The sequence below is a fragment of the Streptomyces sp. NPDC046909 genome (assembly GCF_040644695.1).
Classification (GTDB): domain Bacteria; phylum Actinomycetota; class Actinomycetes; order Streptomycetales; family Streptomycetaceae; genus Streptomyces.
On record NZ_JBEYXC010000012.1, the window covers coordinates 93,923 to 119,469 of the forward strand.

The window sequence follows — 25,547 nt, forward strand, 5'->3', positions numbered from 1 at the left end:
CTACTTCTTCTCGGGGCTCGCGGAGGCGCGGGCCCCCTTCTTCAGGAAACCCATGTCCTCGTAGACGGGCGTCTGGAACCCGAAGGCGCCCGCGTTGACCACGTTCTTCCTCGCGGCCGTCAGCTGGGGCCGCTGGTACAGCGGGATGGAGCCCGCCGCCGCCCAGATCCGGGAGTCCGCCTTGCGGATCAGGCCCCGGCTCTCGCTCTCGTCGAGGGTGGCCACGGCCTGGTCGAAGAGCTGGTCCACCTGGTCGGTGCCGACGCGGGTGTAGTTCTGCTCGACGTTCAGGGAGCCGTCGGCCGCCGGGACCGGCTTGGCGAAGATCGGGCGGGCGTCGGTCGCGGGGAACGCGGAGGCCGGCCAGGAGTACAGCGCCAGGTCGTACTGGCCCGAGGCGATGTGGTCCTTGAAGTAGCTCTCGTCCTCGACCTTGGTGATCTCGGTACGGATGCCGACCTTCTCCAGCATCCCGGAGATCCGGTCGGCCACCGTGCGCAGCGTCTGCGAGCCCGGCCCCGACGGCAGCACGAACCGCAGGGTGAGCGCCTTGCCGTCCTTGGCGAGCGCGCCCGCCGCGGCCCCGGCCGGAGCGGCGGTGCCGCGCGGGGCGTAGGCGCCCGGGGCGCCGCCCTGCTTCAGCTTGTTCGCGTACTGCTTGCCGTCCTGCGCGAGATGCTTGGAGCCCTCCCCGCTCTTCCCCTGAGCCTTCTGGGACTTGGGCTCCTTGTGGGACTTGGGCCCCTTGGGGTCCTTCTTCTTCTCCCGGTCGGCCTCGCGCCGCGCCTTGTCGTCCTCGCCGACGATGTACGTCCCGTCGTCGCCGCCCTCCGACTCCTCACCGGCCTTCTCGCCCTCGGCGCCGGCCGCCTTCTCCCCCTTCTTCTTCTCCTCCTTCACCGGGCCGCCCCGCACCCACCCGGCGTCCGCGAGGAGCGCCTGGGCCTCCTTGGGGTCCTGGCCGCCGAGCGCACCGCTGTTGTCGGCGTACGCGGACTGCCCGGAGAGCGCGAGATGGCTGCCGACCGGTACGGCGGGCAGACCGAGGGGGGTGAGGACGACCTCGGCGAGCGCCTCGCGGTCCAGGGCCCGGGCGACGGCACGGCGGACCCGCTCGTCGGCGAGGGGGCCGCCGGCGCCGTTGAGGGCGAGCTGGGTGTAGGCGGGCTCCAGGGAGCGGCGCACCTCGAAGCCGCGCAGCGCCTGCTGCTGACGGGCGTACTGGGTGACCGCCTTCTCCTGCTTCTTCCGGGCGCTGATCTCGTCGTCCGCGGCCTCCTCGTCGGAGCCGTTGGCGACGGCCCAGGAGCGCAGCGAGTCGGCGGCGGAGAGGTCGCTGCCGGGGCCCATCAGCGGGGTGCTGCCCGCGCCGCGCTGCGCACCGGCGGCGACGGTGATCCGCTTCACCGACTCGGGGTCGATCTCGGCCAGGTCGAGCTTGCCGGCGGCCAGCGCGGCGGCCCGCTCGTCACGCGGCACGGCCCGCAGCACGATCTCGTTCAGCTTGGCGGGGTGGCCCCACCAGCGGGGGTTGCGGACGAGGGTGACCTCGTCGTCCTTGCGGTTCACCTTCTTCAGCGTGAAGGGACCCGCGGTGACCTTGAGCTTCTTGCGGGCGCTGTCGTTGAAGGAGTCCGGGGTGCCCATGACGTCCTTCGGGTACAGCGGCGAGAACAGCGACTTCCAGTCGGCGTACGGCCGCCCGAAGGTGACCTTGACCTCCAGGTCGTTCTTCCCGCGCTCGATCTTCTCGATCCGGTCGTACCCGGCGTTGCGGGCCGTCCAGTACGCGGTGTCCTTCCCGGACAGGGCCCGCCACTGCGCGGCGAAGTCGGCGGCGCCGATCTCCCGGCCGTCGCTCCACACCGCCTGCTGGTTCAGCTTGTACAGCACGACCTGCTTCGGCTCGGTCTCGACGACCTCCGCCTTCTCCAGGTAGTCCGGGTTCACCTGCGGACGCCCGTCGGCGTCGAGCCGGTACAGCGAGGGCAGCACGGCCTGCGCGACCCGGCTGGTGGTGCCGTCGGCATCGGCCTGGAAGGTGTTCAACGTCTCCGGTACCGAGTCCACGGCCCAGTGCAGGGTGCCCCCGTCGGCGACCAGGGAACGGTCGGCGGCGGCGATGTCCTGGTCGGCGAGCGGCTTTCCGGCCGGATCCTTCGAACTACAGCCGGCGAGCACGGACACCGCGAGCGCGCCCGCGGTGAGGAAGGCGGCCGAGCGCATGACCGCGCGCAGTCCGACGCCGTCGTGAGACATGCCGCATACCTCCGGGGTTGCGCCGCCGGTTTGGATCACGTTTGGCGGTATATGGAGCTGATCAGATGTATGCGGCCACTGAAGAGGAAAGGGTTCGGCGACAGCGGGCGACACGGCGAGGACGGGGCGGAACCCCACCCATGCGGCGCAATGGCGGGCGTACAGGGGGCGCGCACGGAGGCTCACGATCCGCCAATCCATGCACATGCCTTCCCACCGGCAGGTGTGACGCGCAACACTCGCAGGCGCACATGCACGTGTTGCCGCCCTAAGTGAGGTCACGTCATGTCCGTGTACGACGAACTGGCATCGGCACAGCGCTCGCTCGACGAGCTGCTCCGGTATGTGAAACGCCTGGAACAGCAGTTGGGCAGCGGTGGTCTGGAGATGCGCCGCGTCCGGGTGGACGCCGACCGCCTCCGCGAAAGCCTCGCCCTGCTCAAGGAGGCCGACCCCGGGCTCGCGAAAGCCAAGCGCCCGGACCTGGTCTCGATCCCCGACACCCCGTACGACAACAGCCTCTGGACGGACTCGGACGACGAGGGACTCGGCGCCCGCGACCGCCACGCCCCCTGAACCCGACCGGAGTCATGAATTGGCCACTGGTACGGAACCACATCTGAACAGCGGCGGCGTACGCACCGGTACGCGCGCCGCGATCGACGCCCCGCATCTGCGGACCGACCGCTGGTGGCTGGCGCCCGCCGCCACCGCCGCCGGGCTGCTCGCCTTCATCGTCTACTCGACCTGGCGGGCCTTCGCCGACACGGACTACTACGCGGCGCCCTACGTCTCGCCGTTCTACTCGCCGTGTCTGGCCGAGCGGTGCGAGCCGATGCGGCACGGCCCCAACTGGGAGCTCTTCGGCGGCTGGTGGGGCATCTCCCCCGCGATCATCATCCTGATCTTCCCGCTCGGCTTCCGCCTGACCTGCTACTACTACCGCAAGGCCTACTACCGGGGCTTCTGGGCGTCCCCACCGGCCTGCGCGGTCGCCGAGCCCCACCAGAAGTACTCCGGCGAGACCCGTTTCCCACTGATCCTCCAGAACCTCCACCGGTACTTCTTCTACGCCGCGATCGTCGTCGCCGGAATCCTGACCTACGACACGGTGCTCTCCTTCCGCAACGAGAAGTACGAGTGGGGCCACATGGGCCTCGGCACCCTCGTCTTCCTGCTGAACATCACGCTGATCTGGGCATACACCCTCTCCTGCCACTCCTGCCGACACATCGTCGGCGGCAAGCTCAAGCACTTCTCCAAACACCCCGTGCGCTACAAGGCCTGGCAGTTCATCGGGAAGCTGAACGCCCGTCACATGCTGCTGGCCTGGGCGTCGTTGGTGAGCGTGGCACTCGCCGACTTCTACGTATTCCTGGTCGCCTCCGGCGCTTTCGATGATCCGACCATCTTCTAGCGGAAAAGGAGGGGCTTCTGATGTCCGTGGTCGACCGCCAGGAGTGGGACGTCGTCGTGGTGGGCGCGGGCGGCGCGGGTCTCCGCGCCGCCATCGAGGCACGCGAACGTGGCGCCCGTACGGCAGTGATCTGCAAGTCCCTCTTCGGCAAGGCGCACACCGTGATGGCCGAGGGCGGCATCGCGGCGGCGATGGCCAACGCCAACGAACACGACAGCTGGCAGGTCCACTTCCGTGACACCATGCGCGGCGGCAAGTTCCTCAACCAGTGGCGGATGGCCGAACTGCACGCCCAGGAGGCCCCGGACCGGGTCTGGGAACTGGAGACCTGGGGCGCCCTGTTCGACCGCACCAAGGACGGCCGGATATCCCAGCGCAACTTCGGCGGCCACGAATACCCGCGCCTGGCGCACGTCGGCGACCGCACGGGCCTTGAGCTGATCCGCACCCTCCAGCAGAAGATCGTCTCGCTGCAACAGCAGGACAAGAAGGAGACCGGCGACTACGAGTCACGCCTGAAGGTCTTTCAGGAGTGCACGGTCACGAGGGTGTTGACTGTGTCTGACAGCGGCTCCGCCGCGGGCGGCTCACGCGTCAGTGGCGTCTTCGCCTACGAACGCGAGTCCGGCCGCTTCTTCGTCCTCGAAGCCCCCTCCGTAGTCATCGCCACCGGCGGCATCGGCAAGTCCTTCAAGGTGACGTCGAACTCGTGGGAGTACACCGGCGACGGCCACGCGCTGGCCCTGCTCGCGGGCGCGCCCCTGCTCAACATGGAGTTCGTGCAGTTCCACCCGACGGGCATGGTCTGGCCCCCGTCGGTCAAGGGCATCCTCGTCACGGAGTCCGTGCGCGGCGACGGCGGGGTGCTGCGCAACTCCGAGGGCAAGCGGTTCATGTTCGACTACATCCCGGACGTCTTCAAGGAGAAGTACGCCCAGTCCGAGGAAGAGGGCGACCGCTGGTACGAGGACCCGGACAACAACCGCCGTCCACCGGAGCTGTTGCCGCGTGACGAGGTGGCCCGGGCGATCAACTCCGAGGTGAAGGCGGGCCGCGGCTCCCCGCACGGGGGCGTCTTCCTCGATGTGTCGACCCGGATGCCCGCCGAGGTCATCAAGCGCCGACTGCCGTCCATGTACCACCAGTTCAAGGAGCTGGCGGACGTCGACATCACGGCGGAGGCGATGGAGGTCGGCCCGACCTGCCACTACGTCATGGGCGGCATCGCGGTCGACTCGGACACCGCGGCCGCACGCGGCGTACCCGGCCTGTACGCGGCCGGCGAGGTGGCGGGCGGCATGCACGGCTCGAACCGCCTCGGCGGCAACTCCCTCTCCGACCTGCTGGTGTTCGGCCGCAGGGCGGGCCTGCACGCGGCGGAGTACGCGGCGTCGCTCGCCTTCGAGCGCCCCGAGGTGGACGACGTCCAGCTCGACATGGCCGCCGCGGAGGCCCTGCGCCCCTTCTCCGCCGAGGGCCCCGCCCCCGGCGAGGACGACGGACGCCCGCCGGAGAACCCCTACACCCTCCACCAGGAGCTCCAGCAGGCCATGAACGACCTCGTCGGCATCATCCGCCGCGAGGGAGAGATGCGGCAGGCCCTGGAGAAGCTGGCCGACCTTCGCGTACGGGCTCGTCGAGCCGGGGTCGAGGGCCACCGCCAGTTCAACCCGGGCTGGCATCTCGCCCTGGACCTGCGGAACATGCTGCTGGTCAGTGAGTGCGTGGCGCGGGCCGCGCTGGAGCGCACCGAGTCGCGCGGCGGCCACACCCGCGAGGACCATCCGACGATGGACCGCAAGTGGCGCCGCGCCAACCTCCTGTGCCAACTGACCGACCCGACGGGCGGGTTGGCGGCCACGGACCCGGTCCGCGGCCAGATCGACCTCACCCGCGAGACCACCGAACCCATCCGCCCGGACCTGCTCGCCCTCTTCGACAAGGAGGAGCTGGTCAAGTACCTCGCCGAAGAGGAGCTCTACGAGTGAGCAGCTACGAGGCCCGCTTCAAGGTGTGGCGCGGCGATGTGAAGGGCGGCGGCCTGGAGGACTTCGCGGTCGAGGTCAACGACGGCGAAGTGGTGCTTGACATCGTCCACCGCCTCCAGGCCACCCAGGCCCCCGATCTCGCCGTCCGCTGGAACTGCAAGGCGGGCAAGTGCGGTTCGTGCTCGGCGGAGATCAACGGGCGGCCGCGGCTGATGTGCATGACCCGCATGTCGGTCTTCACCCGGGACGAGACGATCACCATCACACCCCTGCGCGCCTTCCCGGTCATCCGCGACCTGGTGACGGACGTCGGCTTCAACTACGAGAAGGCGCGCGAGGTCCCGGCGTTCGTACCACCGTCCGACCTGGGCCCCGGCGAGTACCGCATGATGCAGGAGGATGTGGACCGCTCGCAGGAGTTCCGCAAGTGCATCGAGTGCTTCCTGTGCCAGGACACCTGCCATGTCGTCCGCGACCACGAGGAGAACAAACCGGCGTTCGCGGGCCCGCGGTTCCTGATGCGGGTGGCCGAGCTGGACATGCACCCGCTGGACGCCGCCGCCGAGTCCGGCCTGGACCGCAAGACGACCGCCCAGGACGAACACGGCCTCGGCTACTGCAACATCACCAAGTGCTGCACGGAGGTCTGCCCCGAGGGCATCAAGATCACGGACAACGCGCTGATCCCGTTGAAGGAACGGGCGGTCGACCGCAAGTACGACCCGCTGGTGTGGCTGGGGTCGAAGATCAGGAGGCGGACTTCATAGAGAGGTGCTGCACATACAGGCCCAGGAAGGACACGGCGACGCCGGCGATCGCGTACCGGAAGTAGTCGCTGCCCGGCCCGGCGAGCGGACCGAGGAAGAGGAACGTGCCCACCCCGGCCGTGTGGGTCAGGGTGCCGTACCCCCACATCCTGGGGCGCAGCACCTTGGCCCGTCCCGGCCCCGGTATCAGCCAGCCGTTGAGGACCGCGGCAAGACCGATCAGCACCCCGGCCACCAGCACCCCGACGGCCATCACCATCAATATCTCGTGCACGCCGATCATCGTCGCACCAGGTCGAGGACGCGCACCAGGTTGTGCTCGGCAATGGCGCGCATGGATTCCGTAAAGGGAAAGTCCCCGTCGAGCAGCCGCAGCGGCCCGGCGACGAGGGAGAGGTGCATGGCGAGGCGGTAGAGGCGCAGCCGGTCCTCGTCGAGCCCCGGGACGCGCAGGACGTCGTAGTGCGGTCCGAAGCGCAGCTCAAGGAACACGTGCTCCCACTCGACGTCGAAGTACATGAGCCCCTCGATGTCGATGAGGGCGGGATGCCCGTGCCCGTCCAACAGGACATGGTCGGGCCCGAGTTCGCCATGGATGAGGGCATGACGGGCACGCGGCCGTACAGCGGCGCCCAGCTCCCCGATCCTCTCCGTCAGCCGGTCGGCCACGGCGCCGATCCGCGCATCGCGTCCGGTGGCGAAGGCGATGTCCCTCAGAGCCCCCTCGGCGACCCGCTCCTCGCACGAACCGGCCGCCGACGCACCGCCGTTGTCGACGACCACGACCTTGCCGAACCCCGCCCCCTCATGGGCGTGCAGGGCGGCGAGCTCACCGGCCAGCCGCTCCAGGGCGGCACGGCCCGCGACCGGATCCCTGTCCAGCGCCTCCTCCAGGCTGCCCCCGGTGACGTCCTCGGTGACCGCCACGTCCGAGGGCACCAGCGCGTGCGTGGCGTCGGCGTACAGCAGCCGTGGTGTACGGACTCCGGCCGCCGCCAGCCGGTCGTGCGCGGCCGTGAACACGTCGAGGCTCGAACCGGCCGAGAAGGGGTCGCTCAGATCGGAGGGCCCGGAGTCCCAGTAGTCCTCGTCCGCCGACCAGACATAGGCGACGACCGTGCTCCCGTCGTCGAGGGAGAGCCGGTAGACCCCCTTCTTCGAACCACCGCGCAGCCGGGTCACGCCGGCCAGGGTGCGGTGCGGGCCGAGGGCGGCACGGGCGAGGGGTGCGAGGTCGTCGCGGGTGAGGAACTTCCGGGGCGAGGTCATTCGGCAGATCGTGGCAGCGGGGCGGGGTGGGGCGCAGCCGGATTTCCACGACACCGGCGATGCGTTTGCCGCACCCCGGTCGCGGCGCCGCACACCCACCCATACGCTCCGAAATGTGACGTCATCCTTGATCCGGGGCCGGCCGCGACGCGCGGCCTCGCACATAGCCGTGCGGGTGACGCACACGCTGCTGGGCGGCCTGGCCGGGCTGGCGTGGCTGGTGCTGCCGGGAATGACACTCGACGAGGGGACAGCGGCGGCGGAGCCCCGGGCCGGGGCCGTGCAGGAGACAGGGGCCGTGCGGGAGGCAGCGGCTCAGGACGACGACTCCCCGACCGCCGACCTGGTCCTCCCCCTCCTCGCGGTGGGCGCCGCGGGCGTGCTCGGCGGATACGCCTACATAAGGCGCACGCGACGCCCCCACCCCCACACGACCACCCCCACCGGAACCCTGGTCGCCCCCTGGACCCCCTCCCCCGACGACCTCGACCAACAGGCCCGCGCCCTGCTCGTCACCGCCGACGACAGCGTCCGCACCAGCCGCGAGGAACTCGCCTTCGTCGGAGCACAGCTCGGCAAGACCACCGCGGCCCCCTTCGCGGCGGCCGTACAGGACGCCGAGGCCGAACTGGCGGCCGCCTTCCGCATGCGCCGGCAGTACGACGAGGGCATACCGTCGGAACCGGCCGCCCGACGGCACGCACTCGCCGGGATCGTCGGCAGATGCGAGGAAGCCGGACGCAGGCTGGACGCGCAGGCACCCGCATTCGACGAGGCGAGGGCACTGGACGAGGAGGGCATCGCCGAGGCCCTGGAGGCAGCCGAGACCCGCTTCCGGGCCCTGGCCGGCCGCACCGGAGCCGTCGAGACCTTGTTCACCACGCTCCACCAGCGATACGCGCCCACCGCCACCGCGCCCGTCACCGGATACACCGAACAGGCCAAGGACCGCCTGGTCTTCGCCACCCTCCACCTCAACCAGGCCCGCCAGTCCACGGACCTGGCCGCCCCGGCCCGAGCCGCCTCCCACCTCCGCGCCGCCGAGGCCGCCGTCACCCAGGCCGAAATCTTCCTGAACGGCATAGAACGCCTGGCCAAGGACCTGGCAGCCGCCGATGCCCTGATACCGGCGACCCTGACCGGAGCGGAGGCGGAGCTGACGAAGACACAAACGCGCCCGGCGCACGCGGACGCCGCCCTGGCCGCCGTACGAGAAGCACGCACCACAGGCCCGTACGACCCCCTGGCCGCCCTCCACAACATCGTGCAAGCGGTCACGCCCCCGACGGCGGACCCGACGGCCGGAGTCCTGGGCGCAGCCGCCGACCTAGTCGCCCGCAGCACCACATCCGCCACCGACGACTTCATCGCCACCCACCGAGGGGCGGTAGCCACCACCGCACGCACCCGCCTGGCAGAGGCGGACCGACTCCTCCCGGAGAACCCGGCGGCCGCAGCCACCTACGCCCAGGAGGCCAGAGACCTGGCCGAGCAGGACGTACGCACACACGGCAACCCGGCGGCAGAGCACGAGAGCGGGTTCGCAGGAGCGGTATTGGGCGGAATCCTGCTGACGGACGCAATCCCCGCAACCTACGGCGGACCTCGCACTCGTGGCCGCCGGGCGCCGAGAACCCCCTAAGGGGCGCGGGGAACTGCGCGACCAGCCACAGTCAACCCGCAGCCGCCGCACACATCCCAAGCACCCCACCCCCCAGGCGAACTCAGAACAGGCTCAACAACGCCTCCGCCGGATCCGCCAACCCTGTCTCCCCATCAGGCAACGGCAGCTCGAACCACACGGTCTTCCCCCGAGGTGTCCGACGCGACCCCCAAGCCGCACTCAGCAGCCCGACCAGCTGCAACCCCCGGCCTCCCTCGTCCGTGTCCCGCGCCCGCCGCCGCCGAGGCTGCACCAGCCCGGAGTCCCACACCTCGCACACGAGGGTCTGGTCCAGCAGCAACCGCAACCGGATCTCGCCCTCGCCGTAGCGCAGAGCGTTCGTGACCAGCTCACTGACGAGCAGTTCCGCCGTGTCGACCAGCGGCTCGAGGTCCCAGGACAGCAACTGCCCGCGCGCGTACTCCCGGGCCCGCCCCACACTCCGCGGCTCACGCGGCAGCGTCCAGTCCCCGACGGATTCCGCCGGCAGCCCCTGAACCCGGGCCATGAGCAACGCGATGTCGTCCTCGCCGTGATGCGTGTCGAGGGTGTTGAGAACGTGGTCGCAGACGTCCTCAAGGGGTCGGGTGGGGTCGGTCAGCGCCCCCACGAACGCCTGGAGCCCCTCGTCGAGGGGGTGATCGCGGCTTTCGACCAGTCCATCCGTGTAGAGCGCCAACAGGGCGCCTTCGGGTAGTTCGACCTCCACCTCCTCGAAGGGCTCCCCGCCCACGCCGAGCGGCATGCCCGGCGGGACGTCCAGCATCAGCGCCGCTTCTCCCGGCTCCACGAGCACCGGCGGGAGGTGCCCCGCGTTGGCGAAGGTGCAGCGGCGGGTCACGGAGTCGTAGACGGCGTACACGCAGGTCGCGAGATACACCTCGGACAGATCCGCCTCACGGGGCCGCCGCGCCGCCCGGGTCGCCTGCTGAACGCCTCCCGGCGCCCCAAGACCCCGCGCGATCTCGTCCAACGCGCTGAGCACTTCCGCCGGTTCGAGGTCGAGCAGCGCCAACGTACGCACCGCGGACCGGAGTTCACCCATCGCCACCGCTGCCCGCAGACCGCGGCCCATCACGTCCCCGACCACCAACGCCGTACGGTGCCCCGGCAGTTCGATGACGTCGAACCAGTCTCCACCGACCTCGCTGGGACGGTCGGAGGACGAATTCCCGGGCAGGTAGCGGCACGCGATGTCGAGACCCGAGGCGACCGGGTCACCCGGGGGCAGCAGGGAGCGTTGCAGTATCAGCGCCCGCTCGTGCTCGCGCCGGTACAGCCGCGCGTTGTCGATACAGACCGCCGCCCGCGCCGCCAGCTCCACCGCGAGGTCACGGTCCCGGTCCCCGAACGGCTCGCTGCCCTTCGTCCGGGCGAACTGCGCGAGTCCTACGACGGTGTCGTGGGCGACCATCGGCACGGCGAGGGTGGACTGCACGAGGCCGCCCTCCTCGGCCGGGATGAACTGCGGGCGTGCGGTGCGCAGGGCGTCCGCGCAGGGCGAGTTGAAGGGGTAGTGGTGGACGGCGCCGACCGAGACGGGCGGGCCCGAGTTGATGAAGGGGGCGTCGGAGACGGCGCTGGCGAAGGCGACGCGGCGCAGTTCCGCGCTGCCGTCGGCGAGGCCGGGCGGGGTCTCGTCGCCGGCCAGGAGGCCCTGGTAGAGGTCGACGGTCGCGAGGTCGCAGAAGCCGGGGACCACGACGTCGAGGAGTTCGCGAGCCGTGGTCTCCAGGTCGAGGGAGTTGCCTATGCGGGCGCCGGCCTCGTTCAGAAGGGCGAGATTGCGCCGTGCCGCGGCCGCTTCCCGGGCCGCCGCGCGCCGCGAGGTGATGTCGATTCCGAGCCAGGCGATGCCGATGGGGCGCCCGGAGCCGCTGTGCACGCGGTAGAGGTTGACGGACCAGTGGCGGCGGTCGTCCGAGCCCGGCACGAAGCCGGTGACGTGCATGTCCGTGATGGAGTTGCCGGTCTCCAGGACCCGGCGCAGCGTCGCGGCCACCCGCTCGGCCTCCGGGCTGCGCAGATAGTCGTGGACGCCGCGGCCGCGGTGGTCGTCGGGGGTGCCGCCGAACGTGCTGGCGAACTGCTGGTTGGCGCGGCGGACCCGCAGGTCGGGGTCGATGAGCAGGAAGCCGAACGGAGATTGTCCGAAAATCGACTGCGATGCGGCGAGGTCGGTCTCGATCCTGCGCAGGGTGCGGACGTCCACGACGATGCAGACGGCGGCCCGCTCGCCCTCCTCGGTCTGCGTCGGCATGACGTAGACCTCGGCGAGGCCTTCCTCGCCCGCCTCCCGCTCGGCCGTCTCCGGCACCCGGAAGGGGACCACTCCGGTCCACTCGCGGCCGTCCAGGATCTCGGCCATCTTCCGCTGGCCGACCTCGCGCTGCTCGGGGTCGATGAACGCCTCGATGGGGTCCATGCCCACGGCCCGGTCGGCGGCTATCCCGAAGAGCTGCTCGGCGCGCAGGCTCCACTGGTCGACGAGGCCGTCGGGGCCGATGGAGAAGGACGCGACCTTGATGTAGTCGTAGATGGAGCCGGGCGGGCTGCTCTGCCACATCGCGTCGGCGGCTCCGCCGGACTCACCCGAGGAGGCCAGGTCTGTTCCGCCCGAGGCACCACGCGTCGTATCCGCCGCGGTGTCACCCACGGCGGGTGACCTCGCGCCGTCCGACGGGTCCTCGGACTCCGTGGCCTTCGCTGGTATCTCGCTCACGCGAACCGTCCCCTCCAGCTCACCGCGTCCGGCACCGGTCACCGGCAGCGGCTGCCCGCAGTATCCAGCACTACGGCGCCGCACAACACGGTGTTCACGATCACAGCACGGTCCCAGCGTTTTTTGGACCGCACCGCGACAACACTTCCAGTCTTCTAACCAGCCAACACACTGTCGAATCACGCTCTCCGGCGGCCGCCAGTGGCCTGAACCAGTCGCTGGACAGCACGGCCCCGGCCGTACAGTCCGTAACCGTCCGATTCATCCCGGGACCGCGAGTTCGAACCACACCGTCTTGCCCGCCTCACCGGGTCTGGTGCCCCAGCGGCGCGAGGAGTGGGCGACCAGTTGCAGACCGCGCCCGCTCTCGTCCTCGGGGTGGGCGACGCGCTCCCTGGGCGGGTCCGGGAGCGGGTCGGAGACCTCCACCAGCAGGACACCGCCGACGCCGTCGAGGCCCGTGGGACGCACGAGGCGTACGCCGATGGGGCCTGTGGCGTGCCGCAACGCGTTGGTCACCAGCTCGCTCACCAGCAGGGCGGTGATGTCGGCGACGCTGTCGAGGTCCCAGTCGCGCAGCCGGGCACGGACGGCCGCGCGGGCGGCGCGTACGGCGCCGGGATCCGCGGGGAACGTCCAGTCGGCGCAGTCGCCTTCGGTGTCGATCACGCCGATCACTTCCCAGGCCACACCCATGTCCGGTTTCATGGGGTTAATGGGCACATACCCGATATCAGGGGCGCGGTACCGCACCGAAGGGCGCGTTGTGGTGCGAACGGCGTAGACAGGGGAGCGCCCAGGAGGACCGGGCACCTGAACAGAAGAGAAGAACCGAGCACCTACAGGCGAGCGGCGATTTTCCGGACCGCCTCCACGTCCTGGTCCAGCCACGGTACGTCCCACAGTTCGGCCGGTGTCAGCCAGCGCAGGTCGTCGTGGTCCTGGAGGGGCTTGGGGTCCGGGGAGGCCGGGAGCAGGCGGGCTGTCCAGATCTGGAGGACGTACGGGGGTCGCAGCGGCCACTCCCCCGGGATCCGCTCCCCCACCTCCGCCGCCACCCCCAGCTCCTCCCGGAGCTCGCGGGCCAGGGCCGCCTCCGGGGTCTCGCCGGGTTCCACCTTGCCGCCCGGCAGCTCCCAGCGGCCGGCCAGCTCGGGGGGTGCGCTGCGGCGGGCGGCCAGGAGGCGGCCGGTGTCGATGAGGGCGGCTCCCACCACCACGATCGGTTCCGTCATGCGCCGGAGCCTACGGGAGGGAGCCGGCGGTCAGTTGTGCGTGGCGTTGCTGCCGTTCTGGCCGATGCGTTCGACCCAGTAGAGCTGCTTGTGGCCGCGGTCGTCGAGGCTGTCGGCGATCTTCTGGGCCTCGGCACGGGTGGCGTAGCGGCCCACGCGGTAGCGGTTGCCGTTGTCGTCCTGGCGTATGACGAGCCAGGGGAGTGTGATCGTGCCGTCGTTCATCGCGCCCCACCGCCCCTTCCCGCCCCGGCCCGCCCGGGTGCCGTCCCCGGCTTCCGCCGTGCCCCGCCCGCTGAGGAAACCGCAATCCGCATATGCCCGAGCCTACGCCTAACCTTTACGCAGCGAACACGGATTCTCACAAAGAGGTACGCAACCAGCCAGAACGCAGGGGGCGCACGGCGTTGAACGCGCCGTGCGGGGGCGGGAATGCGTCCGGTCAGAAGGGTGCGGGCACGCCCGGGGTCACCTGCGAGAACGGCCAGATTCCAACGGCGTTCGCATGGGCCCCGGTTGGACGGGTACTGGGGTCAACTGCCGAAGCGGCGTGCGCTACTTCACCGGAAGGTGGTAGGCGACCCGATAGCGGTCCGCCGGGATCACTACGTCGGCGGTCTCGACGGGGCGGCCGGAGGCGTAGAACGTGCGGTGGACGACCACGACCACATGGCCGGGGACACCGCCCAGGGCCAGGAGTTCCTCGGCCAGGCCGGGGCGGGCGCCGACCTCCTCCGTCACGTTGTCCACGATCACGTCGATGGCCCGCATGCGCTCGACGACGCCCATGCCGCCGAGGGGGCCCTCCTCGGGCAGCATCACGGGGGTGCGGCCGGTGACGGCGAGGGGTTCCCAGGAGGTGGAGAGCATCATCGGCTCGCCGTTGTCCCGGTAGACGTACTTGGTGCACATCACGCGGTCGCCGGGCCGGATGGCGAGCCGCTCGGCGACGGCGACGCTGGCCTCGGCCTGGGCGCTGCTGGACTCCCAGGTGCCGCGCGAGTCGCCGTCGGCCTGCTCCTGGCGGAAGGGGGTGGCCCCGCCGTCGGGGCGGAAGCCGGAGCGGGCGACCCGGCGGGGCACGGGACGCTCCCGGACGTATGTCCCGGAGCCGGAGCGGCCCTCGACCAGCCCCTCGGCCATCAGGACCTTGCGCGCCTCCAGGGCCACGGTGTCCGAGACGCCGTACTCCTCGCGAATTCTGGCCTGTGAGGGCAGCCGGGTGTGCGGTGGCAGCGAACCGTCGGCGATCTTCTTGCGGAGATCACCCGCGACACGCAGATACGCCGGCTGCTCACCGAATGTCACTGGCCGCTCCCATCAGGTTGTACAGACAGCAACAGCGTGGCAACCGTGGGTTCCGCCATGCAAGCAAAGGCCAGGGAATCACTCGATGTAGTGACATGTGCCCGCGCCGGGCTTTACGCAGGCACTTTCTCCCCGCTATGGAGGCGATCACACATCGAGTTCACCGCCGCTTCCGCCACCGCCCCCGCTGCCGTCGTCCTCGTCGTACGACGGCACGGTGGTGGCCAGGCCCAGAGCTTCGCGGGCAGTGACCGTGCTCTCGCCGTCCACGAAGTCGTAGGCGATGTCGTAGTGCTCGTAATAGCCGTCGACGTCCTTGGCGGCGGCCGCCTTCGTCCACTCCTTCCGGGCCGCCTCCATGCCCTTGACCATGTCCGCCACGGGCTCGCCGGCCCCGGCGGACCAGGAGTGGCCGCGCAGCGCCCCGGCCTGCTCGCCGAACGCGGCGGCGACGTCGGAGGCCCAGTCCTTGTTGGCCGCGAGGTCGTCCTCGGCGTAGTCCACGGGCTCCTCGTACAGCACCTCGTCGAGGGCGTTGGAGGCCTTCAGGAAGGCCAGCTGGTCGGCGTCGAGCGTGGTCTCGTCGTTGCGGAGCGAGCCGGTCAGGCTCTTCTTCTCGTCGACGTTGCCGAACAGACAGGTGACCTCGCGGTCACCGAAGGTCCAGCTCTCCTTCGACGGCACGAGGTAGTAGACGTCCACATCCGCCGGTACCGCCCAGGCGTCCATGGCGTACGTCTCGGGGAGCGCGTAGCACTTGTCGTCGGCGGTGTCCGTGAGCTCGTCGTCGCCCGGGAAGGGGCCCGCGGGGAGGGTGACGACCGCGAACACCTCGCCGTGGTGCGCCTGGGAACAGGGCACCTCGTCGACGTCGTACGCCTCGCCCGTCAGAGAGCCCGTGCCGGAGTCGAAGCAGTCGCCCTTGGCGAGCGCGTAGGCGGTGTCCCGGCCGCTCGCGGCGTCCTTGAAGCCCTCGACGACGTCGGACGCGACGCCGGTGGACAGCGTCACCGTCCACAGGACGAGCCCGACGGTGGACAGCACGGCCCCCGCGACCGCCATGCCCTTGCCGCGCTCGCCCTTCCTCCTGATCTGGCTCAGCGCGATCAGCCCCAGCACCAGCCCGACGGCCGGCAGGAAGCAGAGGATCCCGAGCACCAGCGCGGCGATGGCGACCCCGTTGACGGGCACGGGCTGCGCGTATCCGCCGTACCCGTAGCCCCAGGGTCCGGGCGGGGTGTACGGGCCCGGCGGGTACGGCCCTTGGGGCTGCTGGGGGCCGGGGGGCGGCGGTATGGACACGGGCGGCGTGCTCCTGGCTCAGTCGGGTGGGAACTTGCGTACGACTGGGCGCATGGTAAGCGCGGGGTGAGCTGGGGCGGAACGGCGGTCACGAATACGACGATCCGGGCGGCCGGCCTCGCGCCTTCGAGAGTCCGCGCGAGGTCGGCTGCCCCTGTCGTCCTAGAACTGCAGCGCCCAGGCGTCGATCCGCCCGGTGTCCAGTGCCGCGTTGTCGCTGACCCGCAGCCGCCAGGTGCCGTTGGCGACCTCGGAGGAGGCGTTGACGGAGTAGGTGGTGTCGATGTTGTCCGCGCTGCCGCCGGTGCCGTACGCCTTGAGGGTGTACGCCGTGCCGTCGGGGGCGATCAGCTGGACCTGGAGGTCGCCGATGTAGGTGTGGACGATGTGGACCTCTACGGCGAGGGCCGCGGGCGCGTTGCCGGTCACGCCGGAGACCGTCACCGGGGACTCCGCGGTGGAGTTGTCGGCGATCGCGTAGTCCGCGGTGTTCTCGAAGCGCGGTCCGGGCGGGGTGACGGTCCCGCCGGGGACGTTCAGGAGCCGGTTGGGCGAGCCCGTGCCGGGGCTGGTGACGACGCCGGTGGAGGCGAGGCTCACCAGCGCCGAGGAGACCTGTGCGGGGGTCGCCGTCGGGTGGTCCGCGAGGTACAGCGCCGCCGTGCCCGCGACATGCGGGGTCGCCATCGACGTACCGGAGATGGTGTTGGTGGCGGTGTCGCTGGTGTTCCACGAGGACGTGATGGACGAGCCGGGCGCGAACAGGTCGAGGACGGAGCCGTAGTTGGAGTAGCTCGCCTTGGCGTCCGTCGAGGTCGTCGCGCCGACCGTGATCGCCTCCGTGACGCGCGCGGGTGACCTGGTGGAGGCGTTGGTGGTCTCGTTGCCGGCCGCCACCGCGAAGGTGACACCCGACGCGACGGCGTTGCGGACGGCCGTGTCGAGGGCGGTGTCGGCGGTGCCGCCGAGGGACATGTTGGCGACGGCCGGCTTGACGGCGTTCGCGGTGACCCAGTCGATGCCGGCGACGACCTGGGCGGTCGTACCGGAACCGGAGTTGTTGAGGACGCGGACGCCGACGATGTTCGCCTTCTTGGCGACACCGTAGGAGGTGCCGGCGACCGTGCCGGCCACGTGCGTGCCGTGGCCGTTGCCGTCCTGGGCGGTGTTGTCGTTGTCGATGGCGTCGTAGCCGTAGCGGGCGCGGCCGCCGAAGTCGCTGTGGGTGATGCGGACGCCCGTGTCGATGATGTACGCCGTCACGCCCGTGCCCGCCGAGTCGGGGTAGGTGTACGAGCTGTTCAGCGGGAGCGTCTTCTGGTCGATGCGGTCCAGGCCCCAGGAGGGCGGGCTGGGCTGGGTCGCCTCGATCGAGAACGTGCGGTTCTGGACCACGGAGGCCACGGCCGGGTCCGCGGCGAGACGTTTCGCCTCGGCCGTGGAGGCTTCGATCGCATAGCCGTTGAGGGCCTTGGTGTACGTGCGCTCGATGTCGGCGCCGTACCGCGCGGCGAGCGCCCGGCCCTGGGCCGAGCCCGCCTTGGTGTCCGCCTTGAGGGTCACGACATAGCTGTCGGCGACGGCGTTGGCCGCCCCCTCGTACTGGATGCGGCCTTCGGGAGCGGCCGTGGCGGGGAGGGCGGAGACCAGGCTCGCGGCGAGGGCGGCGGTCACTGCCGCGCCGAGCACTGCGTATCTTCGATTACGCATCACTGCCATCTGAGGGATCCTCCTCAATCGGTGGTGCGTTCGCGGGGACTCTCTATGTGCTCATGTCAATTTCCTGTGGGGCCGCTGTGCGCCCGCCGAAAGATTGATGCCTCCGCAGGAATTGCACAAGGGGCCCCGCAAGGACCGCGAAGGGCCGCGGGGCCCCCTCTACGCTGCGATCATGACCCCACTGCCGGACTGTTACTGCCCCACCGACGGCACCCGCGTCCCCGGCGGTTCGCTTCTCTGGTGCTGCCCCGTGTGCCGCGGCCCCCTCGACCTCGACTTCCACCCGACCCCGGCACCCCTCAAGTCCCTCACCGGGAGGGCGAATTCACTGTGGCGGTACGCGGAGACCCTGCCGCTCGCCACCCCCACGGTCTCCCTCGGCGAGGGCCGCACCCCGCTGGTCCCCCTCCGCGAAGGCGTCACCGCCAAGCTCGACTTCCTGATGCCCACCCTCTCCTTCAAGGACCGGGGCGCGGTGCTCCTCGCCGAACTCGCGCTGCGGCTCGCACCGCGCCGGGTGATCGCCGACAGCAGCGGCAACGCGGGCACGGCGATCGCCGCGTACTGCGCCCGGGCGCGGCTGCCCTGCACGGTGTACGTCCCCGAGGGCACGTCGGCGAAGAAGCTGGAGCAGATCGGGGCGCACGGGGCGCGGCTTGAGGTGGTCGCCGGTGACCGTGAGGCGGCAGCGGCTGCGGCCCGCGAGGCGGCGGACGCGGACGGCACCTTCTACGCCTCCCACGTCTTCAACCCGTACTTCCTGCACGGCACGAAGACCTACGTCCACGAACTCTGGGAGGACCTCGGCGGCCGCCTCCCCGACGTCCTCGTCCTCCCCGTCGGCAACGGCACGCTCCTGCTGGGCGCGGCCCTCGCCATCGCCGAACTCCACGCCGGCGGCCTCATCGACCGACGGCCCGCCCTGTACGCCGTCCAGGCCGCGGCGGTGGCCCCGCTGGCCCATGCCTGGCAGGACGGCGCCGAGGATCTCGTCGGTACGACGGCCGTGGCGCCGACCCTCGCCGAGGGCATCGCGATCCCCCGCCCGCCCCGGGCCCGGCAGATCCTGCGGGCGGTCCGGGAGTCGGGCGGCACCTTCGTCACCGTGACGGAGGATCAGATCCGGCACGCTCAGAGGGACTTGGCGTCAATGGGGCTGTTCGTGGAGGCGACGGGGGTGGCTTGCTGGGCCGCGGTGCGGGAGGGGGTGCTCGGGGAGCGGAGGGGGGTGGTGCCGTTGTGCGGGGCGGGGCTGAAGTCGGGGGTGGCGGAGGGGTAGTTGGTGCTGACGGAGGGGTAGTTGGGGTTGTCGGATGGGTGGTTGGGGTTGTCGGATGGGTGGTTGGGGCCCGGATCCCAGGCCGTCAGTCGTCGAAGCCCGTCGCCCTGGTGCTCTTCTCCCACGCCGCGATGTCCTCGCGCACCTGGTCCAGGTGGGCCAGGACCGCCGTGACGCCGTCGTCGCCGAGCGGGAGGCGGAGGGGGGTGCGGTCAGCGTGGAGCGCGGCCAGGATGAGGGCCGCCGCCTTGGCCGGGTCGCCGGGCTGGGAGGCGTGGCCGCCGGCGACGAAACCGCGGGTGGTGCTCACCTTGGCGTACACCCCGCTGTCGGCGCTGACGCCCGCCCGGTCCGCCTCGAACAGCGAGGTCCGGAAGGCGCCCGGCTCCACGATCAGCACCTTGATGCCGAACTCCTCGACCTCGTCCGCGAGCGCCTCGGACATGCCCTCCAGGGCGAACTTCGTGCCGCTGTAGGCGCCGAAGCCCGCGAAGGACATCTGCCCGCCCATGCTGCTCATCTGCACGATCGCCCCGGAACGCCGCTCGCGCATGGACGGCAGGACGGCCCGCACGAGCGCCGCGGGACCGAAGAAGTGCAGGTCGAACAGGGCGCGCAGCTCCTCCTCCCCGGTCTCCTCGACGGCGCCGACGTGCGTGCGGCCCGCGTTGTTGACCAGTACGTCGATCCGCCCGTGCCGCGCGACCACGTCCCGTACCGCCGCCTCGGCGGCCGCCGTGTCGGAGACGTCCAGGCGCAGCGCCTCCACCCGGTCGGGGTGGGCGGCGACGAGGTCGTCCAGCGCCTCGGGCCGGCGGGCGGCGCCGACGACGATGTCGCCGTCGGCGAGGGCGGCCTTGGCGATCTCCCGCCCGAAGCCGCTGCTCGCGCCCGTGATCAGCCAGACCTTGTTCATCTCGGATCTCCTGCCAATGTCGGTGTCAGTGTCGTGTCGGTGTCGGTGGCTCGTGAACCAGCTTGCTGCGGGTGCGGCTTGTCCGTCCAAGACCTACGGTGATAACCGATGGCTATGACCACGGACGTGCATCTCAGGGACCTGCGCTACTTCCTCGCGGTGGCCGAGGAACTGCACTTCACCCGCGCCGCCGAGCGGCTGTACGTGTCCCAGCCCGCGTTGAGCAAGCAAGTGCGGGCGCTGGAGCGACAGTTGGGCGTCGAGCTGTTCCGGCGGGACCGGCACGGTGTGGCGCTCACCGGGGCGGGCGAGGCGCTGTTGCCGTACGCCAGGCGGGTGTTGGACGCGTGGGCGGAGGGCGCGACGGCGCTGGCGACGCGGCGCAGCACGCTGGTCGTGGGGATGAGCACCAGTCCGGGGCGCGGTGGGCTGCTCCCCGCCGTCCGGTCCCGGTTCACCGCCGCCCATCCGGACGCGGAACTCCAGGTGCGGCAGGTGAGTTGGAGCGACCCGACCGCGGGGCTCGCGGACGGGGACGCCGATGTCGCCTTCGTCTGGCTGCCGTTGCCCGACGCGGAGCGCTACACGTGGACGGTGGTCGCCGAGGAGCCCCGCCTGGTCGCCCTCCCGGAGGGCCATCCCCTGGCGGACCGGGCCGAGTTGGACTTCGCCGACCTGGCCGACGAGCCGTTCCTCGCCCTCCCCCGCAGCGCGGGCCCGCTGCGCGACTACTGGCTCGCGCTGGACGAACACCCGGGGCGCACCGTCCGCGTCGGCGCGGAGATCGCGGGGACCGAGGAGACGTACGAGGCTCTGGTCGCCGGTCTCGGGATCTGCCTGGTGGCCGCGGGCAACACCCCGTTGATCAGCCTGGGCGGGGTGGTGACGCGGCCGGTGCGCGGGGTCAGCCCGAGCCGTTACGTCCTCGCCTGGCGCAAGGGCGACCGCAGGCCGCTGGTGCGGGGATACGCGGAGGCCTGCGCGGCCGTACGCCTGAGCATCGGATGAGCACGGCCGTACGCCTCAGCACCTACGCCTCAACACCGGATCGGCACAACGGACTTCGGGCGCAACAGGAAGCACGGGGGGTACCCTGTCGCCACTGTGCGTGAGGAGCCGCCGACGCGACACGGGGGGACGGGGCGGATGGTGCAGACGGTGGAGCCCCGCAGCAGTCAGCCGGGGGAGTTCGAGGACGACGACGAGCAGCGGCGGCTGTCGGTGTTCCATCTCGTCGGTCTCGCGGCCGGCGGAGTGATCGGTTCGGGCTGGCTCCTCGGTACGCACGAGGCGTACAAGAAGGCCGGTTCGGACGCCTATCTCGCCTGGGTCTTCGGCGGGCTGCTGATGCTCCTCATCGCCGCGGTCATGGTCGAGCTGGGCACCGCCGCGCCCAAGACCGGCGGGCTGGTCTTCTGGCCTCTCCAGAGCAGCGGCGCGCTGGTGGCGACGGTCGTCGCGGCCGGTCTGTGGATCTTCTACGCGATCAATCTGGCCAGCGAGGCCGTCGCGATGGTCAGAGGCCTCGACCCGTGGATGAAGGACCTGCTGGACGAGTCCGGCACCCTGACGCCCATGGGCTGGTGGTGGGCGATGACGTTCATGGCGGTGATCGCCGCGGTGAACCTGGTCGCCCCACGGATCTTCTTCCGGATCAACTCCTGGCTGACGGTGGCGAAGATCGCCGTACCCGTCCTGGCGGTCGTCCTGCTGATCGTGGCCGCCTTCGGCCCCGACGGTGTCCCCGAGAGCCGGCCCAGCCACGGTCTCGGCCCCGACGCGGCGATGGGCGCGGTGGTCAGCAGCGGGGTGATCTTCGCGTACGTCGGCTTCCAGGGGCCGCTGGATCTCGCCGGGAACATCAAGCGGCGCGGGATAGGAGAGGCGGCCCGGCTGCGGCGGGCGGTGTTCGGGACGATCGTCGGCTCGATGATCCTGTACATAGCGCTCCAGGTGGTCTTCACCCGGTACGGCAGTCCCGGCGCCGGGGAGTCGAATCCGTACGCCCAGTTCGCGGATCTCGCCGGGCTGATCTGGGTCGGCTGGCTGCTCAGGGTCGTCGCCGTGGTCTCCCCCATGGGCGCCGGGCTCGTCTTCGCGCACGCTGTGACGCGCGAGGTCGCGGCGCTCAGCCGGGCCCATCTCACCCACCGGGGCTTGCAGACCGCCCGCAAGGCGACCCTGAACCGGCGGTACGACGTCTACTGGCTGGTGCTGCTCGTCGACTTCTTCGTCGCGGGGACCGTGCTGGTGGCGGTCGGCGGCAGCTGGATGACCCTGGTGGAGATCACCGGCGTCCTGACACTGGTCGTCTACGCCGTCCCGGGCGTCGTCCTCGTGTCGCTCCACGACCATCTGCCGGGCCACTCCGGAACGCGCCGACGCGTCCACGAGGTCCTGGCGCGGACGAGTTTCGCGCTCATCGCGCTGATCCTGCACCGGGCGGGCTGGGGGTCGCTGTGGCGGGGCATGCTGACCCTCGCCCTGGGCTCCGCGCTGCTGCTGTTCCTGCCGATCCTGGCCCGTCTGCTGCCCGCCTTCGGACGGGTCTACGACGCGAAGGTGCACGTCACCCTGTTCCGTGACTGGCGCACCAGCCCCGCGGCCCAGGGGGCGATCTGGCTGATCGGCTACCTCTCGGTGCTCATGCTGCTCACCCTGGTGGGCGGGACGTCCTTCGGCAAGCACCACGAATGGACCCTCGGCGCCCTGGCGGTCGGGACGGCCCTGCTGTCCTTCCAGGGCCTGGTCGTGGCATCCCGCCGGCACATGGCACAGGTACCGCCGATGCTGCCGAAACCGGCGGCGAGCGGGGTCAGCGAGTGACGGCCGGCCAATGACGGCTGAGCGGACCCGGTGACGTCGGCTGCGGTACGGCAGCGCCGCCAACGGGCGCGGGACTGTATCGATGTGCGGCTTCGCCGCGTGGGCGCGACCAGCCACGACGGCGCCGCAGACGAACGCCGACACGTCGCCGCACATCCAGCGGAGCGCTTAGCGCAGGGAGCGGATGACCTGGCCCGCCTCGTCGTGGAAGCCGCCGTCGCGCAGGACCTTGACGGCCGCCTCCCGGCGGTGGGTGTCGGACCAGCGGCCGACCGTGGCGCGGAGCAGGAAGTGGCGGTCCTCCTCGGGGAGCCGGCTGGCGCAGAGTCTTTCGACGATCACCACGACGTCCTCGGGGGTGACCCGCTGTTCGTTCTCCAGGCAGCGTTCGAGCAGGTCCCAGCCGTCCTTGTGCAGCGCCTGGTCGGGGTGGTCGTAGAGCCGGGAGGCGATCTCGGCGATGACCGCGCCGGAGCCCGCGGACTGCCGTACGGAGTCGGGCGGGTCGGCCAGTTCCTTGCAGGCGAGGTAGACGGCGTCGCCGCGTCCCGCGCCGCGCAGGCCCTCGACGTACTCGACGAACAGGGCCGCGCCGGCGCCTTGTTCGAGGATGTGCACGGCGAGCCGCTGGGCGATCGTCTGGGCCGCGCGGTTGCGGTCCCGGGTGCCCTCGATCCGGCCGAGCAGGGCGACCAGGTCGGCGCCGGTGCGGCCGTCGGTGTGCACGGCGGCGGCGAACCGCAGCAGCCGCCGGCACTCCGCGTCGGCGTTGACGTTGCCCAACACCGTGTCCAGGCGGTCGAGTTCGCGCGGTGAGCGCGCCTTCCCGTCGCCGCCGGCCACGATGTCGGCGAGCAGATCCTTGGTGGTCCGGGTGAGGATCTCGGACTCGTGCCAGAACCGGACGATCTCGGCCAGCTCCTCCAGGTTCTCCCGGCACGCCGCGTGCCGCCGGATCCCCTCGCACTTCTCGGTGAGCGACTCCTTCGTCAACTGGCCGCAGATCTCGACGATGTCGTACTGCGAGCGCCGTCTGCCGACGTGCTCCATGAGGGTGTCGCGGCGGTCCGTGCCGGTGGCGATCAGCTGGGCGATGATCCGCCGCGTGTCGTGGACGTGCTCCAGGAGCCGCAGCTGGGCGTCGATCCACTCCTCCAGGATCCGCTCGGAGGGGCTGAGTTCGTGCAGCGCTCCGGCGAGGTCCTGGAACTCCCTGGGGACGTTGTCCGAGGCCTCCAGCGAGCCGTCGTCGGTGATCGCGAAGAGGGCCTGGCGCAGCAACTCGGCGGCTTCCTCGGCGCAGTTCTCGTCACGCAGCGCGATGTAGAGCAGCGCCTTGTCGAGGTTGGTGCGTCCGGAGCCGGGCGTGGTGAACACGCTCACGGTCCGGTCCACCATCTCCTGCTTTCCGGCCTGTCGGCACTCCCGGATGAACACGGCGACATCGAGGACGGTCCGCTGGCAGGCGATGTCGTGGATGACGCCGTAGGTGAGCCGCAGGCCGCTCCCGTCGCTCGCCTGCTCGGCGTCCCACTGTTTGATGGCGAGTTCGGCGGCTTGCAGGATGTTCCGGCTGAGCGCGGCGGTGGCGAGCAGGTTGATGGCGTCCCGGTTGGGGAACTCGCTGGCGGAGGTGATGAGTTCGTCGATGGAGCGTTTCAGGGCGAAGGCGTGCAGGGCCCGGATAGCGGTGGCGGGCCGCGGCTCGGAGACCGAGACCTTGCCTTCCCGTATGGCCTTCATACGGCGCTTGAAGGTCTCCACCGAGCAGGTGGTCACCCACTCGTAGCCGACGCTCCACGCTTCCGCGGCCCCGTTGTCGGAGCCCTTGGCCTCCTGGCCGTCGCTCATACGCGCAGGACCTTGTCCACCTGGTTCCAGTAGCGGGCGAAGGCGACAGGGTCGGTGAACGCGGTGTTGGCGCGGTCGTCTATGTACGACGCGAGATGCCGGCTGGCCTCGTCGGGCTGGGCGCTGAGGAGAGCGACGACGTCACCGGTCTTCCCCGCGTCCTTCAGCAGCTCCTCCAGCCGGTCGTCCCGGTCCAGCATCAGCGTCCTGACCCATTCCTCGGGGGCGACCGGGAGTTGGGGCGCGAGGTCGCGGCGGGTGGGCTCCATGCGGTTGGTGAACAGCGGCGTGCCGTCGCGGGCGTCGTTGAGGGACATCCTCGGCACCTGGTGCCGGGCGGCGGGGCAGCGTTCCATCTCCCGCTTCACGGCCTCCCGCAGCAGGCCGATGGTCAGCTGATGGTTGTAGTCCTTCGTGCCGTTCTGGAGTATGCGCAGCAGGTGCCCGCTGAACGGCGTGCACTGCGCGAGGTCGCCGGGCAGCGAGGAACAGCCGTCCGCGGAGGCGAAGTTGAGGTTCTTGACGGCCGTGAACACACAGGTGCCCTCGTCCAACTCGCCGAGCACACCGGGGAGCAGCGGCTCCTCCCCCAGCTGCGGCAGCAGGTTGGAGTAGCAGCAGTCGGCGATGAGCACCTTCAGCCGCGCCTTGGCCTTGCGCATGACCCGGTAGACGTACCAACTCGACAGCCACGTCCAGGGTTTGTCCTGGTGGGAGGAGCCCACGGAGAAGTGCACCTGGGCGCCGGGGAGGTCGCTCCAGTACTGGCCGTGGCCGACGTAGACCACGAGCAGTATGTCGTTGGGCCCCGTCTCGTCCGCGGCCTCCTTCAGCGCCTTCATGACGCCGCCGGTCGTCTGGACGTCCTCCTCGCCGAGAACCCGGCAGGAGTCCGGGCCCCACATCCCGTCGGCGGCGAGGACCTCGCCGTACATGCGCGCGCTCGCGCCGATCGACGGGTGACTGTCGATCCCGGAGTCCGGGGCGTACCGCCCGGGTCCGATCACCACCGCACGGAAGGCCATG

At 70.8% G+C, this 25,547-nt stretch carries 21 protein-coding genes; 8 read left to right on the forward strand and 13 right to left on the reverse strand.

All coding sequences use genetic code 11. The annotated features are described in order from the left end of the window. Positions 1 to 2,259: an ABC transporter family substrate-binding protein gene (locus ABZ928_RS34345; RefSeq protein WP_361527573.1), complete on the reverse strand. Its 2,259-nt coding sequence runs from the start codon at positions 2,257 to 2,259 to the stop codon at positions 1 to 3. A gap of 285 nt (positions 2,260 to 2,544) precedes the next feature. Here ABZ928_RS34345 and ABZ928_RS34350 point away from each other — a divergent pair, with 285 nt between their 5' ends. Genes ABZ928_RS34350 through ABZ928_RS34365 form a run of 4 tightly spaced genes read left to right on the forward strand, consistent with a single transcriptional unit; the run spans position 2,545 to position 6,431 of the window. Beyond that, the gene (locus ABZ928_RS34350) at positions 2,545 to 2,835 is read left to right on the forward strand and encodes a hypothetical protein (protein ID WP_361527575.1); all 291 of its coding nucleotides are present in this window, start codon (positions 2,545 to 2,547) and stop codon (positions 2,833 to 2,835) included. 19 nt (positions 2,836 to 2,854) lie between these two features. Next, positions 2,855 to 3,676, forward strand: coding sequence for a hypothetical protein (locus ABZ928_RS34355; RefSeq protein WP_361527577.1), 822 nt, complete (start codon positions 2,855 to 2,857; stop codon positions 3,674 to 3,676). A gap of 20 nt (positions 3,677 to 3,696) precedes the next feature. After that, positions 3,697 to 5,664 (forward strand): fumarate reductase/succinate dehydrogenase flavoprotein subunit, encoded by a 1,968-nt coding sequence (locus ABZ928_RS34360; RefSeq protein ID WP_361527579.1) that lies wholly within the window; start codon positions 3,697 to 3,699, stop codon positions 5,662 to 5,664. Continuing rightward, positions 5,661 to 6,431 carry a succinate dehydrogenase/fumarate reductase iron-sulfur subunit gene (locus tag ABZ928_RS34365; protein WP_361527581.1) on the forward strand — a complete coding sequence of 257 codons (771 nt, stop codon included), beginning with the start codon at positions 5,661 to 5,663 and terminating at the stop codon, positions 6,429 to 6,431. The genes ABZ928_RS34360 and ABZ928_RS34365 overlap by 4 nt, the downstream gene beginning before the upstream one ends. Here the strand turns inward: ABZ928_RS34365 and ABZ928_RS34370 are convergent. Both ABZ928_RS34370 and ABZ928_RS34375 read right to left on the reverse strand, forming a co-directional pair. Further along, positions 6,412 to 6,705 (reverse strand): hypothetical protein, encoded by a 294-nt coding sequence (locus ABZ928_RS34370; RefSeq protein ID WP_361527582.1) that lies wholly within the window; start codon positions 6,703 to 6,705, stop codon positions 6,412 to 6,414. The genes ABZ928_RS34365 and ABZ928_RS34370 overlap by 20 nt on opposite strands. A gap of 5 nt (positions 6,706 to 6,710) precedes the next feature. Beyond that, on the reverse strand, positions 6,711 to 7,700 hold the full coding sequence (locus ABZ928_RS34375; protein WP_361527583.1) for a phosphotransferase: 990 nt from the start codon (positions 7,698 to 7,700) through the stop codon (positions 6,711 to 6,713). A gap of 115 nt (positions 7,701 to 7,815) precedes the next feature. Here ABZ928_RS34375 and ABZ928_RS34380 point away from each other — a divergent pair, with 115 nt between their 5' ends. Beyond that, complete coding sequence (locus ABZ928_RS34380) at positions 7,816 to 9,342, forward strand: hypothetical protein (RefSeq protein WP_361527585.1); 1,527 nt, start codon at positions 7,816 to 7,818, stop codon at positions 9,340 to 9,342. A gap of 82 nt (positions 9,343 to 9,424) precedes the next feature. On the opposite strand, the gene ABZ928_RS34385 is transcribed toward ABZ928_RS34380, so the two are convergent. The 7 genes from ABZ928_RS34385 to ABZ928_RS34415 form a co-directional block, all read right to left on the reverse strand. Next, positions 9,425 to 12,085 carry a SpoIIE family protein phosphatase gene (locus ABZ928_RS34385; RefSeq protein ID WP_361527587.1) on the reverse strand — a complete coding sequence of 887 codons (2,661 nt, stop codon included), beginning with the start codon at positions 12,083 to 12,085 and terminating at the stop codon, positions 9,425 to 9,427. Between the two features lie 261 nt (positions 12,086 to 12,346). Continuing rightward, entirely contained in the window at positions 12,347 to 12,781 is a 435-nt protein-coding gene (locus tag ABZ928_RS34390) for an ATP-binding protein (RefSeq protein ID WP_361527980.1), read from the reverse strand. Positions 12,782 to 12,924: 143 nt separating this feature from the next. Next, positions 12,925 to 13,320, reverse strand: coding sequence for a (deoxy)nucleoside triphosphate pyrophosphohydrolase (locus tag ABZ928_RS34395; protein WP_361527589.1), 396 nt, complete (start codon positions 13,318 to 13,320; stop codon positions 12,925 to 12,927). Between the two features lie 30 nt (positions 13,321 to 13,350). Next, positions 13,351 to 13,545 carry an SPOR domain-containing protein gene (locus ABZ928_RS34400; protein ID WP_361527591.1) on the reverse strand — a complete coding sequence of 65 codons (195 nt, stop codon included), beginning with the start codon at positions 13,543 to 13,545 and terminating at the stop codon, positions 13,351 to 13,353. A gap of 330 nt (positions 13,546 to 13,875) precedes the next feature. Next, positions 13,876 to 14,628 carry a GntR family transcriptional regulator gene (locus ABZ928_RS34405; protein ID WP_361527593.1) on the reverse strand — a complete coding sequence of 251 codons (753 nt, stop codon included), beginning with the start codon at positions 14,626 to 14,628 and terminating at the stop codon, positions 13,876 to 13,878. 147 nt (positions 14,629 to 14,775) lie between these two features. Next, a complete protein-coding gene (locus ABZ928_RS34410; protein ID WP_361527595.1) occupies positions 14,776 to 15,930 on the reverse strand; it encodes a DUF4190 domain-containing protein in 1,155 nt (384 codons plus the stop codon). 162 nt (positions 15,931 to 16,092) lie between these two features. Next, entirely contained in the window at positions 16,093 to 17,649 is a 1,557-nt protein-coding gene (locus ABZ928_RS34415; RefSeq protein ID WP_361527597.1) for a S8 family peptidase, read from the reverse strand. A gap of 172 nt (positions 17,650 to 17,821) precedes the next feature. Between ABZ928_RS34415 and ABZ928_RS34420 the strand changes: the two genes are divergently transcribed. Further along, a complete protein-coding gene (locus ABZ928_RS34420; protein ID WP_361527599.1) occupies positions 17,822 to 18,928 on the forward strand; it encodes a pyridoxal-phosphate dependent enzyme in 1,107 nt (368 codons plus the stop codon). 85 nt (positions 18,929 to 19,013) lie between these two features. On the opposite strand, the gene ABZ928_RS34425 is transcribed toward ABZ928_RS34420, so the two are convergent. After that, positions 19,014 to 19,844: an oxidoreductase gene (locus ABZ928_RS34425; protein WP_361527601.1), complete on the reverse strand. Its 831-nt coding sequence runs from the start codon at positions 19,842 to 19,844 to the stop codon at positions 19,014 to 19,016. Positions 19,845 to 19,952: 108 nt separating this feature from the next. Between ABZ928_RS34425 and ABZ928_RS34430 the strand changes: the two genes are divergently transcribed. Together ABZ928_RS34430 and ABZ928_RS34435 are read left to right on the forward strand one after the other, a co-directional pair. After that, on the forward strand, positions 19,953 to 20,852 hold the full coding sequence (locus ABZ928_RS34430) for a LysR substrate-binding domain-containing protein (RefSeq protein WP_361527603.1): 900 nt from the start codon (positions 19,953 to 19,955) through the stop codon (positions 20,850 to 20,852). Positions 20,853 to 20,990: 138 nt separating this feature from the next. After that, positions 20,991 to 22,670 (forward strand): APC family permease, encoded by a 1,680-nt coding sequence (locus ABZ928_RS34435; protein ID WP_361527605.1) that lies wholly within the window; start codon positions 20,991 to 20,993, stop codon positions 22,668 to 22,670. Between the two features lie 168 nt (positions 22,671 to 22,838). On the opposite strand, the gene ABZ928_RS34440 is transcribed toward ABZ928_RS34435, so the two are convergent. Together ABZ928_RS34440 and ABZ928_RS34445 are read right to left on the reverse strand one after the other, a co-directional pair. Then, positions 22,839 to 24,521, reverse strand: a complete 1,683-nt coding sequence (locus ABZ928_RS34440; protein WP_361527607.1) for a hypothetical protein — start codon at positions 24,519 to 24,521, stop codon at positions 22,839 to 22,841. Beyond that, entirely contained in the window at positions 24,518 to 25,546 is a 1,029-nt protein-coding gene (locus tag ABZ928_RS34445) for a hypothetical protein (protein WP_361527609.1), read from the reverse strand. The genes ABZ928_RS34440 and ABZ928_RS34445 overlap by 4 nt, the downstream gene beginning before the upstream one ends. Position 25,547 lies beyond the last annotated feature (1 nt).